General features: G+C 66.4%; 12 protein-coding genes. 5 read left to right on the forward strand and 7 right to left on the reverse strand.

What is annotated here, in order from left to right; genetic code table 11:
* Positions 1-9 precede the first annotated feature (9 nt).
* From ABIE41_RS16385 to ABIE41_RS16410, 6 genes are all read right to left on the reverse strand, one after another.
* Entirely contained in the window at positions 10-1,644 is a 1,635-nt protein-coding gene (locus tag ABIE41_RS16385) for an ABC transporter substrate-binding protein (protein ID WP_192641380.1), read from the reverse strand.
* 143 nt (positions 1,645-1,787) lie between these two features.
* Complete coding sequence (locus ABIE41_RS16390; protein WP_192641381.1) at positions 1,788-2,615, reverse strand: sugar phosphate isomerase/epimerase family protein; 828 nt, start codon at positions 2,613-2,615, stop codon at positions 1,788-1,790.
* 459 nt (positions 2,616-3,074) lie between these two features.
* Positions 3,075-4,358, reverse strand: coding sequence for a TRAP transporter large permease (locus tag ABIE41_RS16395; RefSeq protein ID WP_192641382.1), 1,284 nt, complete (start codon positions 4,356-4,358; stop codon positions 3,075-3,077).
* A gap of 11 nt (positions 4,359-4,369) precedes the next feature.
* Complete coding sequence (locus ABIE41_RS16400; RefSeq protein WP_192641383.1) at positions 4,370-4,885, reverse strand: TRAP transporter small permease; 516 nt, start codon at positions 4,883-4,885, stop codon at positions 4,370-4,372.
* 63 nt (positions 4,886-4,948) lie between these two features.
* Complete coding sequence (locus ABIE41_RS16405) at positions 4,949-5,944, reverse strand: TRAP transporter substrate-binding protein (RefSeq protein ID WP_192641384.1); 996 nt, start codon at positions 5,942-5,944, stop codon at positions 4,949-4,951.
* 84 nt (positions 5,945-6,028) lie between these two features.
* Complete coding sequence (locus ABIE41_RS16410) at positions 6,029-7,387, reverse strand: NAD(P)H-dependent oxidoreductase (protein ID WP_192641385.1); 1,359 nt, start codon at positions 7,385-7,387, stop codon at positions 6,029-6,031.
* A 258-nt stretch (positions 7,388-7,645) separates the two neighbouring features.
* On the opposite strand from ABIE41_RS16410, the gene ABIE41_RS16415 reads away from it, so the two are divergent.
* Positions 7,646-8,557, forward strand: a complete 912-nt coding sequence (locus ABIE41_RS16415; protein ID WP_192641386.1) for a LysR substrate-binding domain-containing protein — start codon at positions 7,646-7,648, stop codon at positions 8,555-8,557.
* Between the two features lie 58 nt (positions 8,558-8,615).
* On the opposite strand, the gene ABIE41_RS16420 is transcribed toward ABIE41_RS16415, so the two are convergent.
* Positions 8,616-9,524 (reverse strand): LysR family transcriptional regulator, encoded by a 909-nt coding sequence (locus ABIE41_RS16420; protein WP_192641387.1) that lies wholly within the window; start codon positions 9,522-9,524, stop codon positions 8,616-8,618.
* 150 nt (positions 9,525-9,674) lie between these two features.
* Between ABIE41_RS16420 and ABIE41_RS16425 the strand changes: the two genes are divergently transcribed.
* From ABIE41_RS16425 to ABIE41_RS16440, 4 genes are all read left to right on the forward strand, one after another.
* Positions 9,675-10,838 carry a mandelate racemase/muconate lactonizing enzyme family protein gene (locus ABIE41_RS16425; RefSeq protein ID WP_192641388.1) on the forward strand — a complete coding sequence of 388 codons (1,164 nt, stop codon included), beginning with the start codon at positions 9,675-9,677 and terminating at the stop codon, positions 10,836-10,838.
* Positions 10,839-11,113: 275 nt separating this feature from the next.
* On the forward strand, positions 11,114-12,217 hold the full coding sequence (locus ABIE41_RS16430; protein ID WP_192641389.1) for an ROK family protein: 1,104 nt from the start codon (positions 11,114-11,116) through the stop codon (positions 12,215-12,217).
* Positions 12,218-12,231: 14 nt separating this feature from the next.
* Positions 12,232-13,797 carry an ABC transporter substrate-binding protein gene (locus ABIE41_RS16435; RefSeq protein ID WP_192641390.1) on the forward strand — a complete coding sequence of 522 codons (1,566 nt, stop codon included), beginning with the start codon at positions 12,232-12,234 and terminating at the stop codon, positions 13,795-13,797.
* 109 nt (positions 13,798-13,906) lie between these two features.
* The gene (locus tag ABIE41_RS16440) at positions 13,907-15,394 is read left to right on the forward strand and encodes a carboxylesterase/lipase family protein (RefSeq protein ID WP_192641391.1); all 1,488 of its coding nucleotides are present in this window, start codon (positions 13,907-13,909) and stop codon (positions 15,392-15,394) included.
* The last annotated feature ends 73 nt before the right edge of the window (positions 15,395-15,467 follow it).

The following is a 15,467-nucleotide window of genomic DNA, read 5'->3' on the forward strand; positions in this document are numbered from 1 at the left end:
GCCCGCGCCTCAAACATAGTTGCCGGGCCGGAAGTCCATGGCGAAGGCCGGCGACGCCTTCCACTGCAAGGCCTTGGGCTTGGCGGTGAAGGTCGCGTTCTGGTGCAGCACCGTATAGGCGGGGTCCTCGCGCTCGCAGATTTCCAGCATGCGGCGGAAGGCGGTGCGGCGGCGGGCCCGGTCGGTTGAGGTCTCCAGCACCTCGCAGAGCTGGTTCATTTCCGTGTTGGTCCACTCGCCGATCTGCTGCTGCTGGCCGTTGGGCCCGTGCTGGTTGACGATGGACGACACCGGATCGCTGAAGGGGGCGGAGTTCGACCAGTCGCGCACCGCACGGCTGTCGTTGCGCTGCATGATCTGCGACCAGTTCTCGACCGTGTTGATCTGCACGTTGAGGCCGACCGAGCGCCACATCTCCGTGAGGATCTGCGCGGTGGCGTTCTGGTTGGTGTAGTAGTTGTTCAGCAGGCGGTAGGGGATCGGGTCGCCCTTGTAGCCGGCTTGCTTGAGGAGGTCGGCCGCGAGCTTCGGGTTGTACTCGGGCACCGTCCAGTCGGCGTGGAACATGTCGCCGTAATATTCCCACTGCAGCCCGGCCGGCACCTTGGTCCGGCCCGCCCAGAGCGAGTCGACGATGGCCTGCCGGTCGATGGCGTGAGTGAAGGCGCGGCGCACCAGCGGGTTCTGCAACTGGGCATGGTTCTTGTCGAACACCGTCAGGCGGTGATTGAGGATGGTGCCGCCCTGCACCTCGAAGCCGGCGTTCTTCTCGATATCGCTGATCTGGTCGGGCGGGATGTCGCAGGCGAACTGGTACTGGCCCGAGAGCAGGCCGGCGATGCGGCTCGGCACCTCGGGAACCTCGACGAAGCGGATCCGCTTCAGCGGCGGCCGGCCGCCCCAGTAGTCGTCATGGGCCTCGAGCGTGAGCGAATTGTCCGGCCGGAACTCCACCACCTTGTAGGGGCCGGTCGTGATCGGTTTGCGGGCCCAGTCGAGATAGCTGGCGGCGTCTTCCCAGCCCTTGCGGCTCATGATGTCCGAGCCGTAGCGCGCCAGGCGGCCTTCCAGCGTCACGTCCGGCGTCGCGTTGTAGAAGCGGACGGTGTACTTATCGATGGCGTCGACGCGCAGCAGGTCGGGCCAGGCCCGGCGCGCCACGGCCGGGATGTCGACCGGCAGTTCCTTGCCGGGACGCGGCGTCGGGATCGTCTCGAAGGCCTTGATGGTCGAGCGGTTCTTGGCCTCGGTGTTCCCGAACATGCGCTCACGGGAGAAGGTGAAGACGACATCTTCGGCGGTCAGTTCGGCGCCGTTGTGGAATTTCACGCCCTGCCGCAGCTTGAGCTCGATCGTCTGGTCGTCGATGCGCTTCCACTCGGTGGCGAGGCCGGGGCGCGGCAGGAGGTTGCCGAGCCAGTCCTTGCCGATCAGCGGCTCCCAGAGCGAGGTGAAGAACACGCGCTCGCCGACATTGGACTGCTCGCGCAGCACGTCGAGCGTGTTGGAGTTGACGATCTTCTGCACCGCGATGGTGATCGAGGGGCGGTTGTCCGACTGGCCGATGGCGAATTGCGGCAGCGCGGATGCACCCAGCGTCGCCGCACCGAACTGAAGGGCCTTGCGTCGCGTGAAAGCGGCCATGACAGTCTCTCCGTTGATTGAATGGGCGATTGCGAACGCCGTCGGGTCCGCCGGGACCCAAGCCTGGGTCCGCGGCGCCATGGCTTCGAACGCTAGTCAGCCAGAGCAACAGCTGGATGACAGGGCGGTGGGATGCGGTGCCGTTACTGCGCCAGGCCCAGCGCGATCAGGTGATCCGCGCCTGCCCTGACGGTTTCCTTGTTGCGGACCTCGAGGATCAGGCGCGGGTTGCTGCTCAGCCGCTCGAGCGCGCGGAATACGGCCTGCCAGCGGATATTGCCTTCGCCCGGATTCCAATGGCGGTCGGCATAGCCGTCGGTGTCCTGAAGATGGACGTGGTGGAGCATGTCGCCCGCGGCATGGACGAAATAGTCGACCGGCGGGGCCCCGGTCGAGCCATGGGCATAATTGGCGTGGCCGGTATCGATCGAGACGCGGACGAACTCGCTGTCGAAGGAGCGGGCGAGATCGACGCGGATATGGGCGTCCTTATCCTCGATGTTCTCGATGACGAGGACGACACCCATATCGGCCGCACGACGGACGGCGTCACCGATGGACGCATGCGTCAGCTCAACGGTCAGCTGGCGCGCATCCTGATGATCGTCGAGATTGTTGTAGTCCCACGTCGTGTAGGGCGAATGGATCACCATCTGCGTCGCGCCGAGATGGGCGCAGACATCCAGGCCCTGATGCATGCGCTTGCCGACGATGGCGCGCACATCGGGGTCTTTCGAGGCGATGTTGAAGCCCCAGAACGGGCCGTGGATTCCGAGGCGACCGGTATGGCCGTCGAGCGTCTTCAGGACATCGTCGGCCAGCGGCTTCCAGTCGCCGTTCAGGACGTCGGCGAGAAAGAAATCCTGCACCTCGACATCGCGCTGCCTGTCGAGGATCCAGTCGCGGTGCAGGCGGAGGCCGGCGAGCGGGAGCGCGACGCCGAGGACGGGCAGGGATTTGTGCGAAGACATGGGGACGGTCCGGAAAGACGGGAAATCGGATCGGGGCCTTGGCCAGGTCCCTGCAGGCAGTCGTTGCTGCCTCGGCGGGGACTAAGCCCTCCGGCGGTGACGCCCGGATGACAGCGCCCAGCAAAATCCGTGAAAGAGGCGGACTTTTTCCAATTTATCTAGCCGGCTATCCGAAGGCGCCTCACGGCCTGGGGACGGTGCCCTAGGGGGCGCCGGCACGGTGCCGAAACTCGTCCAAGAAGACGATGGGATCGCCGACCTGCGAGGTCGGCCGTCGGCCCGATCAGCGCAGTAACGTGCCAGCGCTGGTCGGTCAGCCGATCAGGCGGGCTTACGCGATATGCCTGCGCAAGGGCCGTGGCGGCATGCTGGTGGTGGTGCCGCCGACATCGGTTTGTGCAGGGCTGGCTCGGCAGCATGCCCGTCTTGTCAGAAATTCGGTCGGCCCGGAGCGTCGAGTCAATTCAACACGAGCCGGGGCAGCCAAAGCACAACCTCGGGGATGAAGGTGATGATCACCAGCACGCCGAAGCCGACGCCGAGGAAGGGCAGCACTTCGCGCACAACCCGCTCGATCTTCACCTGGGCGAAGTTGCCGCAGATGTAGAGGAGAATGCCGACCGGCGGCGTCAGCAGGCCGAGCATCAGGTTGAAGACGATGACCAGCCCGAAATGCACGAGGTCGATGCCGACCGCCTCGACGATCGGGATCAGCACCGGGATCAGGATGATCATGGCCGCGATTGCTTCCATAAAGCAGCCGACGATCAGCAGCAGCACGTTGATCAGGATCAGGATGACCCAGGGATTGTTCGAGAAGGCACCGATCCACGCGGCGATCTCGCGCGGCAGGCCGCTTACCGCCATCAGCCAGCCGAAGCCGGCAGCAAAGGCGATGATGATCATGACGACGGCGGAATCGAGCCCGCTCTGGACGCAGATGCTCCAGAGCTGGCGCCAGGAGAGCTCGCGATGGATCACCATCGCGACGAAGAGCGCATAGAGCACGGCCACGGCGGCGCTTTCGGTCACGGTGACCACGCCGCCGGTGACGCCGAACAGGATGACGAAGGGCATCATCAGTGCCCAGATCGCCTTGCTGCCGGAGCGCAGCACCTCGCGCATCGGCACGGCTTCGTGGACCGGGTATTTGCGGGCGCGCGAGATCATGTAGACGGCGACAGCAAGCCCGCCGCCGAGCAGAAGGCCGGGAATGACGCCGCCGAGGAACAGGGCGGCGACCGAGACGCCCTTGCCGACTGACAGGGCATAGATCACCAGCGGGATCGAGGGCGGGATGATCGGCCCCATCACCGAGGCAGAGGCCGTGATGGCGGCGGCATAGCCCGGGTCGTAGCCCGAGCGCTTCATGCCGGGAATCAGCACCTTGCCCAACGCGGTCGCATCGGCGACCGCCGAGCCTGAGACGCCGGAGAAGACCATGCAGGACATCACGGTGGTAAGGCCCAGCCCGCCACTGAAGCGGCCGACGCAGGCATTGGCGAAGCTGATGATGCGGGCGGTGATGCCGCCGACATTCATGATGTTGCCGGCCAGGATGAAGAAGGGGATCGCCAGCAGCGAATAGGAATCCGCGCCGATCAGCGCCCGCTGCACGAAGACCGAGAACGGCAGCGTCGGGTGGTTGGCGATCGTCATGACGGCAGCGAGCGCCATCGCGAAGGCGATGGGCAGGCCCAGCATCATCATCACGCCGAAGGAGAGCATCAGCACGCCGGCCATCGGATCGTCTCCTAGAGGTGCACGTCGCCGAGCGGATCGCGCCGGGCCGGGTCGAACAGCTTTTCGATCCAGAACACGATCATCAGCGCGGCGCAGAACGGCGCGGCGAAATAGAAGGAGGCGGGGCTGATCTCGAGCGCCCCAAAGGTCTGGCCGAGCGTGCCGATCGAGATCTGCAGTCCGAACCAGAGCATCAAAACGGCGAGCAACAGGACAAGGCCCTGGTTGAGCCAGAGCAGCAGCGCCTGCAGCCGCTGCGGCAGCATCAGCACGAACATGTCGATCGCGATGTGCAGCATGTTGCGGTAGAGCACCGCTGCGCCCGCGAAGACCGACCAGACGAACAGGATCCGGCAGACCTGCTCGGTCCACGACAGCGGTCTATCAAGCCCGTAGCGATACCAGACGGCCGCGATCGTGATCAGCACGATGGCTGCGATCGAGCCGCCGACGATGGCGCGCGCCGTCCATTCACACAGGTCGCAGAGCCTGCGCCAAAGCGCTGGCAGGCCGGTCAGAGGCTGCATGGCAATCCTGTCACGCGAGGAAGGGTTGCCGGGCCCGCAAGGGCCCGGCTGCTGTGGCGGCGATCAGGCGATCGTCTTGATCCGATCGACCCATTTCTTCACATGGGCGAACTCGGTCTCCATGCCTTCGAGCGTCTTGCGGAAGGCATCCTTGTCGACATCGTTGATCGCGATGTTCTTGGCCTTGACCAAAGCGAGGATGCGTTCGTCGTCTGCAATGACCTTCGGACGCAGCGTGTCCTCCATGTCGCGGGCGGCCTGGACGAGGGCCTTGCGCTGGTCCTCGTTGACCGCGCGGAAGCTCGCTTCCGAGATCACGATCATATTGTCCTGCATCATGTGCTCGGTCAGCGCGAGATTCTTGTTCACGTCGAAGATGCCGCCGTTGAAGGTCAGCGCCATCGGGTTTTCCTGGCCCTCGATCACGCCCGACTTCAGCGCCTGGAACACCTCGGGCCAAGCCAGCGGCGTCGGCGAGGCGCCGAAGCGCTCGAAGGTCCGGCGCCACATGGTGGTTTCCGGCACGCGGATCTTGAAGCCCTTGAGATCGGCCGGCGTCTTGACGAGGCGGCTGGACGAGAGTTGGCGCGGCATGCGCGGGATGGCGCCTAGCGGGCGCAGCTTGGCCTGCGCCGCGACGTCATTGCCGTACTCGGCCATGATTGCGGTCATGACCGTGTCCTTGTGGGCGACGTTCTTGAACAGATAGGGATAGGTAAAGACCTCGGCCGGCTTGTACCAGCCGGCCAGCAGCGCGGCGCCCGGCGTGGCGACATGGATCGAGCCCTGCAGCAGCCCCTCGACATTCTCGCGCTCGCCGCCGAGCGCGCCGGCATGGTGAGAGGCGATATCGATCTGGCCCTTGGTCAGCTCCTTCACGCGGGTGGCGAAGACATCAAGGCTCTGGGCGATGAAGTCGGTCTGCGGCGTCGCCGAGGCGCCAATCCATTTCAGTTGCTGCGCCCGCAGCACGCCCGGCATGGCGACCATCGCCGCACCGGTTGCGAGGCCGGCGAGTGCCGCGCGGCGGGTCGGAAAGCTTCGTCCCTTGGTCGTCATGGGTGTTTCCTCCTCGGTTATGAACGGCCCGTTTTCGGGCTCGAATCCCATGCCGGCACGCACAGGCGCGCCGGCATGTCTTGCTCAGGCAGCCTTGGTATTGGGGCGGGCGAAGGCCGCCTCCATCTCGCGCCGGACCTTCACGGCGGTATTGTCCGGATCATAGGCGACATCGCTCCATTTCAGGCGCTGGCCCTCCGCCACGTCGATCTTCAGCTTGACGTTGTGGGCGAGGCCGAGTGGCAGATAGCCCTCGTCGAGCGAGGCCGTCGCGGGCGTCTGCTTGCCCCAGACGCAGAAGCCGCCCTCGCCGTCCAGCATTTCGCCGGCCTTGAGATTGCGCTTGGCGGTGGCGACGACATCCGAATTGAAGCAGATCGGCGCGCCCGTCGGCTCATGGCGCAGCGCGGCGGAGGCCACGGAGATGCCGAGCTCCAGGCCGATCATGTGGATCGGACGGTAGAGGCAGGAGTAGCGGCCGCTCTTGTCGGGCAGCATCGAATACTCGCGGAAGCACTCCTCGCTGTAGGCACTGTCGGATTCGAAGACGACATAGGTGCCCATGACCAGGCTGTGAGGCACGTCCGTTCCATCGCGATAGACCGACGAGGTCACTTCGGTGACGCCGGCCCGCTCAAGCACGCCGCCGTCGGCCTTGGGCTTGCAGATCTCGGCATGCTCGAACCGCGTCGCCGGCGGGAAGGACAGGCCTTCCGTCTGCGATTCCAGTCCCGTGGCGTTGCAGACGGCCGTCATCTCGATGCCCGACTTCGTGCCGTCGACGAAGGAGTTGAACATCTTCGGATTGATCGAATTGCGATCCTTGATCTTCATGTACTTGTCGAGAATGTCCCAGACCGTGTCGGGCGTGGACTGGTGATAGGTCGGGTGGTAGCGCGTGCCCTTGCCGGCACTGACGACGCGAAAGCCCGAGGCGCGGGCCCAGTCGACATGGTCGGCGATCAGGGCCGGCTGGTCGCCCCAGGCCAGCGAATAGACGACGCCGGCCTCGCGTGCCTTGCGCGCCAGCAACGGGCCGGCGCAGGCATCGGCCTCGACATTGACCATGACGATATGCTTGCCGTGGGCGATGGCGCGCATCGCGAAGCGGATGCCGGCGCCCGGATCGCCCGTCGCCTCGATGATGACCTCGACGCCGGGATGGTCGATCAGCGCGTCGCCGTCCTCGGTGACGAGTGTCGCGCCGTTCTTCAGCGCATCGTCGATCGAGGCGGCCGCGTACTGTTCTTCCGGCCAGCAGGCCAGCTTCAGCTGCGAGCGGGCACGGGCGGTGTTGAGATCGGCGACGCCGACGATGTGCATCCCGTCCGTGCTGCGGGCCTGGGAAAGGAACATGGTGCCGAACTTGCCGGCGCCGATGATGGCGACGGTGACCGGCTTGCCGGTGGCCTTCCGTTCGAGAAGCAGTCTGTGCAGGTTCATGCGCCGGTTCTTTCCTCACCAGGCCGACCACGGGGTCGGACGTCTCGTCATCGAGGAAGCGACGCAAAGGAAAAGGGTGGCCAACGCGGGCTGCGCGTCACCTGGCGCCGGTTGCTGGCGCATTCTCCTCCCTGCGGGCCACAGCTTCTTTTGATGAGCTGCATTCCTCAAGTGATAGGCGTAGCATGGGGTCCGTTCGGGCGAAAAACGAACAATTTTGGCATGATCGACAAATGAGGCTCACTGATGATTGGGGGCATGCCACCGGTGCAATGGCTGCAGACCTTCCGCGCCGTGATGGAGGCCGGAAGCTTTTCCGGGGCGGCCAAGCTGATGAACCTGACGCCCTCGGCGATTAGCCATCAGATGCGGGCGCTGGAGGGGATGCTGGGGCGGCCCCTGTTCCTGCGCGTGCGGCGCAGCGTCGTGCCGACGGAGGAGGCCCTGACCTATTCCGCCTCGATCGGCGAGAGCTTCGCGCGCTTGATGACGGCGACGATGCGGGTCGCGTCGGGGGCTGGCGTGCGGCGACTGCCGATCCATGCCTCGCCGAGCCTCGCCACGCTCTGGCTGATGCCGCGGCTCGGCCGGTTCCTGCGCGAGCACCCCAGCATCGATGTCGCGCTGTTCGCCAGCCATGAGCCTGCCCGCCTCGGCAAGGACGGCATCCTCATCGACATCCAGTATGCGCGGCCGGTTCCCGAGGATTGCGAGGCGGTGGCGCTCGGGGAGGAACTCATCGTCCCGCTCGCGAGCCCCGCCTTCGTGGCTGCGCATGGTCTGGAGGCGCCGAGCGACATCGCCCGCGTGCCGCTGATCCACTCGCTGCGCTGCGTGGTGCCTTGGGACCAGTGGACGGCGCGCCATGCCCCCTTTGTGCCCCTGAGCGCACGCGGGCTTCAGTTCGACCGCGCCCATCTCGCTTTGGCCGCCGCGGAGGACGGCCTGGGCCTCGCGCTCGAATCAACATTGCAGGCGCGCGACCTTCTCGCCGCTGGCCGGCTCGTCATGCCGCTGGGTCCGACCGGAATCGGGGTCGTCGCTCACCGCCTGATCTATCGCCGCGAGGAGCGGGACAATCCCGAGATCCAGGCCTTCGTCGAGTGGCTGATGCGGAACATCAACGAGAAGCCGGCCCGCGATGTCTCGGCCGATCGCCTGGAGGTCTAGCGGGCCGGCTAAAGAGCGATGGAGGCCAAACTGGGTCGGGGAACCGCGGCCTGTCGGCTCACATTCCGTCTGGTTGACGAGGACACGCTGCCTTCCAGAGGTCCTCTGCGGCTTCGCTCAGCCTCCCCGGCGATCGGAACAGCCGGATCTCGACCGGGATATCAAGGTGTTTCGACCCCGCACGAACGAGGCGGCCGCGGTCCAGATCCTCGGCCGCGAGCGTCAGCGGCAACCAGGCGACGCCATGCCCGTCACGGGCGAGCGTCGCCAGTGTTGCGGCGAGATGGGATGTCAGGCCGGCCGCTGACGCCCCGGTGTCGAGCCCGCCGCACGCCGCGATGATCCGTCCCAGCCCCGAGGCCTGGCTGTATGCGAGAAAGGGGGCCGGCTCCGCTGCGGTGCCATGCAGGGGCCATCTCGGTTCCCCCTTCTCATCGGGCGCGCAGAGTGGGACGAGCGCGTCGTCGCCGACGCGCATGCTGGCGAAGCGGTCCGCCGCAAATGGCGGGGCGGCAGCCTCGTGGACGTGGCAGAGCAGGAACTGAACCTCGCCCGAAAACATCATCTGCTCGCAGGCCGCCATGCTGTCCGAGATCAGGTTGATCGTCCCGAGCGCCCGCGACTGCATGACCCGCCGGATCCAGCCTGGGAAGAAGGTGAAGGACAGGGCATGCGTCGCCGCGATGGTGAGTGCGGTGGTCTTGCGTTCGCCGACCGCGCGCGTCTCGCGCCTCGCCCGGTCGAGAATGCCCAGAAGGTCCCGCACGTGAGGCTGAAAGTGCTCGCCCGCCGCCGTCAGGCGCGCGCCTTGATGGCCCCGCTCGAACAGCGCGGCGCCGATCCATTCCTCCAGCGCGCGGATCCTGCGACCGAAGGCCGGTTGCGTGATGTTGCGCGCGTCGGCGGCCCGCGAGAAACTTCGGTGCTCCGCCAAAGCCCGGAAATCAGACAGCCAATCGTAATGCATCTCGATGCCGTTCGCGCATAGTCAAAACCGAACTTGGCATTGGCCCTGGCAGCGCGTCCAGCCTTAAGCAGGGCCTGCGGCGAGCCCAACCCCTCAGAACAGGCGCAAGCTCAATGCCGAAACGGCATGCCGACACCAGGGAGGAAAGCGATGCGTATCGTCGATGTCTGCGAGGTCACCAAGCCGATCGCCTCGCCTATCCGCAACGCCTATATCGACTTCTCAAGGATGACGGCGAGCCTCGTCGCCGTCGTCACCGATGTCGTCAGGGACGGCCGACGGGTCGTCGGCTACGGCTTCAACTCCAATGGCCGCTACGGACAGGGCGGCCTGATCCGCGAGCGCTTCCGCGACCGGTTGCTCCAGGCGGAGCCGAAGAGCGTCCTCAACGAGGCCGGCGACAATCTCTGCCCTCACAAGCTCTGGGCGGCGATGATGGTCAACGAGAAGCCGGGCGGTCATGGCGAGCGCTCCGTGGCGGTCGGAACGCTGGACATGGCGATCTGGGACGCGACGGCGAAGATCGCCGGCGAGCCGCTGTTCCGGATGCTGGCGCAGCAGAAGGGCCGCGAGGCCGACCCGCGAGTCTTCGTCTATGCCGCCGGCGGCTATTACTATCCCGGCAAGGACGATGCCCAGCTGCGGGCCGAGATGCGCAGCTATCTCAACCGCGGCTACACCGTGGTGAAGATGAAGATCGGCGGTGCGTCGATCGGCGAGGACCAGCGTCGGATCGAAGCGGTTCTCGCCGAGATCGGCTCCCAGGCGAGGCTCGCGGTCGATGCCAATGGCCGCTTCGATCTGAAGACCGGCATCGCCTATGCCGAGATGCTGCGGCAGTATCCGCTGTTCTGGTACGAGGAGGTCGGCGATCCGCTGGACTATGCGCTCCAGGCGGCGCTGTCGGAGTTCTACCCGGCCCCGATGGCAACGGGTGAAAACCTGTTCTCGCATCAGGACGCCCGGAACCTGCTCCGCTACGGGGGCATGCGGCCCGACCGCGACTATCTCCAGTTCGACTGTGCGCTGTCCTACGGGCTCGTCGAATATCTGCGCACGCTCGATGTGCTCGCCCAGTTCGGCTGGTCGCCCGCGCGGTGCATCCCGCATGGCGGCCACCAGATGTCGCTCAACATCGCGGCCGGCCTCGGACTCGGCGGCAACGAGAGCTATCCCGACCTGTTCCAGCCCTATGGCGGGTTCCCCGACGGCGTCACGGTCGACGACGGCCATATCGTCATGCCCGAGCTACCGGGAATCGGCTTCGAGGGCAAAAGCGACCTGATCAAGGTGATGCGCGAACTCGCGGAATAGGACGCATCGCGGTGCTCGACGGTCGCTGGCCATATAGTCAGCGGCTCTCGCCATCTCCCACCCGCCTCCCCCGCCAGGCCCTTTGCGACGGCGCTGAATGACGCCGCGATGGCGCGCCAGTAAGGGCGTGTTGACAGGCATCTTGCCCTGGATCAGGATTATTACATAAAGTAAAAATCAAAGGGTGGGACGTGAGGGCACCAAGAAGCCGGCGTGCGACGCGGTCTGCGGTTCTGCGCTCTCTTTGGTGCTCCGGTGGCTGCTTTCGGCCGGCCTTGTCCGAGACGACCGGCCTCACCGATGCCAGCATCTCGCGCATCGTCGCCGAGCTGAAGACGGAGAATCTGGTCGACGAGACGCGGCTCACGGCGCCCTATCAAGGCGGGCCGAGCGCATTTCTGACACTGAGCAAAGATCGCCATGTCGGCGCGGTCGAGTTTTCCAGCGGCCGGGTGCATGTCGGCGTCGGATCGCTGACGGGCGAGATCCGGTTCTCGGAATGGCTGGACCTGCCCGACGGGGCCGACCTCGAAACCGTCCGGGCGACCTATCGCCGCGCGCTCCACCAACTCACCGACCATGTTGATCGGACCGGTATCCAGCTGCGCCAGATCGCGGTTTCGATCCCTGGCTATCACGAAGATCTCCGGGTCAACCCGATCATCGCGATCGATCCGGCGAACATCCTCGCAGACATCCAGGCCGCGCAGCCCGGCGTTGCGCTTCTCACTGCCAATTCGATCATGACGCGCGCCGTCGCCCACCAGCTGAAGCAGGGCGTCGGCGTTGCCGCCGGTCCCTATCTCTACGTCTTCGTCGGGCATGGCGTGGGTGCGGCGCTGATCGATGATTTTGCCGCGAGCGGCGATGTCGCGCCCTGCGAGATCGGCCATATGGTGCTCGATCCGCGCGGGCCGCGCTGCCGCTGCGGCCATGCCGGCTGCCTCGAGGCCTATGTCTCGACGGCGGCCGTCGCGCCGGCCCTCGGCATCCGCGAGCAGGATCTGCTGACCATCGGCGCATGGCAGGCGGGCCGGCTCAAGCTGTCGGCGCGCAGCCGTGGCGACCTTGCGACACGCCTCATCAGATTGGGGCATGCGCTGGGCAATGCGCTGAACCTCACACCGGTCCGGCGCGTCGTCGTGGCGGGCTGGCCGGCAGAGCTCTGCGATCAGGTGCAGGAAGCGGTTCTCGGCGGGATCGACGCCAGCCTGTTCGGCGGGGCGTCGACGGTGACCCTCGCCTTCTCGAATGCCGAGCTGGGGCGGGAACCGGCCGCCGGCCTGGCGCTCGCCACCTACGCCTACCTGCAACGGGGCGCGATGCGGGCGGAGGAACTGGCCGCCGACATCGTCACAAACCATCCAGGCCAACGATAAAAAACGGAGGAATCATGATTTTCAAAGCATTGGCGGCAGCGCTTCTGGGCGGTGTCATGCTCGTCGCCGCCGGACCGGCGCCGGCCCAGAGCGTGCTCAAGGTCAAGCCATCCGGAGACGTCAAGATCCTGGATCCGATGCTCGGCTCGGATTCCATGGCGCGCAATTTTGGCTACATGATCTACGACACGCTGTTTGCGGTCGACGACAAGCTGGCGATCAAGCCCCAGATGGTCGAGAGTTGGGAGACGTCGTCGGACGGCAAGGTCTGGACCTTCGTCCTCCGCGGCGGGCTGACGTTCAGCGACGGCCAGCCCGTGACGGCGGACGACGTGATCGCCTCGCTGAAGCGCTGGAGCGTCAATGACAGCCTCGGGCAGCAGCTCAACCAGCGCGGCGCAGCCTGGCAGGCGGTGGATGCGAAGACATTCCGCCTGACGCTGACCTCGCCCTGGGGAATGGTGCTCGATGCGCTCGGCAAGCCCGGCGCTCCGGTGCCCTTCATCATGCCCGCCCGCATCGCCTCGGCAACGCCCCCCAACCAGCCCGTCACCGACCACACGGGCTCAGGACCCTTCGTCTTCAAGAAGGACGAATGGATGGCGGGCGCCCGCCTAGTCTTCATCAAGAACCCGAGCTACGCCCCGCGCGCGGAGGCGCCCGCCGGTTTCTCGGGCGGAAAGGTGGCCAAGGTCGACCGTGTCGAATGGCTGATCATTCCAGACCAGCAGACGGCGCTCAACGCCCTGCTGAAGGGCGAGATCGACATCAGCGAGGAATTGTCCGGCGACCTCATCCCGCTCGCCAAGAAATCGAAGGAGATCGCGCTTGCGCGCCAGGACGAGATCGGCGTGGCCCAGCAGATCCGGATCAATTCGCTCCAGCCGCCGTTCGACAATCCGAAGCTGCGACAGGCCCTTCTCCACGCCGTCGACGGTGCGGATTTCCTCGCCGCTGTCATCGACGATCCGGACCTCGGCAGACCGTGCCGTTCCTTCTATGTCTGCTCGTCGCCCTACTTCACCGAGGCCGGATTCCCCAAGTTCGACCTCGCCAAGGCCAGGGCGCTCGTCAAGGAAGCCGGCTATGACGGAACGCCGGTGGTGCTGCTCGACGCCGCCGAGAACCCCAACATCCATGCCTTCACGACCGTCGCCAACGAACTGCTGAAGAGCATCGGCTTCAAGACCGATCTGCAGGCGATGGACTGGGCGACGGTCGTCGCCCGTCGCGCCAGCAAGGAGCCGGTCGGCAAGGGCGGGTGGTCCATCTTCATCTCGGGTCCGGGGGGCCTCGACATGATGGAGCCGGTCAGCCATCTCGGCCTGCGCTCGAATTGCGAGAAGGCCTGGTTCGGCTGGCCCTGCGATGCCGAGATCGAGACGATGCGCGGGGCCTTCGCCGACCTGTCGGACAAGGCGCAGCGCCAGGCTCTCGCGGCGAAGATCCAGGCTCGTGCCGCGGAGACGGTGCCTTATGTGCCGATCGGCGTGCAGTACCAGATCCGCGCCTATCGGACGAACCTGACTGGCCTGCTCACCCCCCCGGCGCCCGTCTACTGGAACATCACCCGCCAGTGAGGGCGCCGCGGCCGCCCGTGCCGCCGCTCCCCGCCTCTGCCCGCGGTCGCCCAAGCGATCGCGGGCGCTCCGGCCAGAGCCGGACCCGCCATCCTCGAGACCGTGCCTGATGCTGCACCATGCGTCCCGCGAAGCGGCGCCCGATGAGCGCGTCATCGTCGACACGCCGTTTGGACGGCTGTGTGGCGGGCGCTCGGGCGAAATCCTGTGCTTCAAGGGCGTTCCCTACGCCGCCGCGCCGGTCGGCCCGCTGCGATTCCGGCCGCCACAGCCAATTCCGCCATGGGCCGGAACGCGCGAGGCGCTGGGCTTTGCGCCGGTGGCGCCGCAACCACCCGATCCTGGGTTCTATCCCGGTGATCCCGACGCCATGCCGCCGATGCCGGCGAGTGAGGACTGCCTTTACCTCAACATCTGGACGCCGGCGGCGGCCGGGCCCCACCCGGTCCTCGTCTGGCTGCATGGCGGCAGCCAGACCGTCGGTGGCACCAGCCGCCCGGTCTATGACGGCGCAGCCTTCGCGCGTGCCGGCATCACCTGCGTCACGGTCGGCCATCGGCTTGGACTGCTCGGGTTTCTCGAAGGCGGGCGCCTCTTCGGCGAGCATTTCCGCGGCAGCGGCAACAACGCCTTGCGGGACATCGTGTCGGCGCTCGGCTGGGTTCGGCAGGCCATCGTCACCTTTGGCGGCGATCCCGGTCGGGTTACGATCGGCGGCGAGTCGGCCGGGGCCAAGAACGTCGCCGCGCTTCTGGCCGCACCTTCCGCGACAGGCCTCTTCCATGCGGCGTTTTCGAGCTCCGGCGGCGGCGACACGATCCATGGCGTGGATGAGGCGGACGCCATTGCTGCGCGCGCTTTGGCGCTCGCAGGCGGGGATTGGCAACGTCTCCTGACGATGCCCATCGCAGACCTCATCGCCCTGCAGACGCAGCTGGGCGGCGAAGAGGTGCGGCGGCAGCCGTTCCGGGCCGTGCTGGACGGCGCATTCCTGCCGCAGACGCCGCGACGACTGCTGCCCCGGCAGCCGGTCCCGCTGCTGATCGGCACCGCGCGCGACGAGGTTGCGGCTTTCTTCGGCGGGCCGCAGCACGGGAGCGGGACTCCGCCGGAGGCCTGGGACGCTCGACAGCTGATGCATCTGGCACCCAGCCTCATGGCGGAAGCCGAAGCGCGTGCCTTGCGCCTCTGGCCTGGCTTGCCTGCAAGCACCCGTCGCCTGTGGCTGCTGACGGCGGAAGAATACGAACTGCCCTCGATCCGGCTGGCCGAAGCTCATGCCGCAGCGGAAGGGCCGGTCTGGGTCTATCGCAACGACCGCCCGCTTACCGCCGGCCCCTTCGCCGGTCTCGCGCCTCATGTCGCCGATCTGGGGCTGATCTGGAACCAGCCGGGGCCGTATGGCCAACCCGCCGCCCTCGGCGACTGCAGCATGCACGACGCCGTCATCGCCTTCGTCCGGACCGGAGCCGTTCCCTGGCCCAAATACGATGCCGCGAGCCGCGCAACGCAGGTGTTCGACTCAGGCGGCGCGAAGCTGCAGACGGATCCGTCACAGGACCTGCGCCGCATCTTCGATGGGCTGTTCGATCGCTAGCGGCCCGCCCTCTCCGTACTCGGTCAAATCCGGTCACGTCTCGCCTGGCGAATGAGCATGCGCTTGCAGCGCC

This window comes from Bosea sp. OAE506 (assembly GCF_040546595.1).
Taxonomy (GTDB): Bacteria; Pseudomonadota; Alphaproteobacteria; order Rhizobiales; family Beijerinckiaceae; genus Allobosea.

Coding starts and splice junctions, on each gene's coding strand:
- ABIE41_RS16410 (WP_192641385.1), bottom strand. CDS start 7,387: ATGAACCTGCACAGACTGCTTCTCGAACGGAAGGCCACCGGCAAGCCG.
- ABIE41_RS16440 (WP_192641391.1), top strand. CDS start 13,907: ATGCTGCACCATGCGTCCCGCGAAGCGGCGCCCGATGAGCGCGTCATC.
- ABIE41_RS16395 (WP_192641382.1), bottom strand. CDS start 4,358: ATGGCCGGCGTGCTGATGCTCTCCTTCGGCGTGATGATGATGCTGGGC.
- ABIE41_RS16385 (WP_192641380.1), bottom strand. CDS start 1,644: ATGGCCGCTTTCACGCGACGCAAGGCCCTTCAGTTCGGTGCGGCGACG.
- ABIE41_RS16425 (WP_192641388.1), top strand. CDS start 9,675: ATGCGTATCGTCGATGTCTGCGAGGTCACCAAGCCGATCGCCTCGCCT.
- ABIE41_RS16390 (WP_192641381.1), bottom strand. CDS start 2,615: ATGTCTTCGCACAAATCCCTGCCCGTCCTCGGCGTCGCGCTCCCGCTC.
- ABIE41_RS16400 (WP_192641383.1), bottom strand. CDS start 4,885: ATGCAGCCTCTGACCGGCCTGCCAGCGCTTTGGCGCAGGCTCTGCGAC.
- ABIE41_RS16405 (WP_192641384.1), bottom strand. CDS start 5,944: ATGACGACCAAGGGACGAAGCTTTCCGACCCGCCGCGCGGCACTCGCC.
- ABIE41_RS16415 (WP_192641386.1), top strand. CDS start 7,646: ATGCCACCGGTGCAATGGCTGCAGACCTTCCGCGCCGTGATGGAGGCC.
- ABIE41_RS16435 (WP_192641390.1), top strand. CDS start 12,232: ATGATTTTCAAAGCATTGGCGGCAGCGCTTCTGGGCGGTGTCATGCTC.
- ABIE41_RS16420 (WP_192641387.1), bottom strand. CDS start 9,524: ATGCATTACGATTGGCTGTCTGATTTCCGGGCTTTGGCGGAGCACCGA.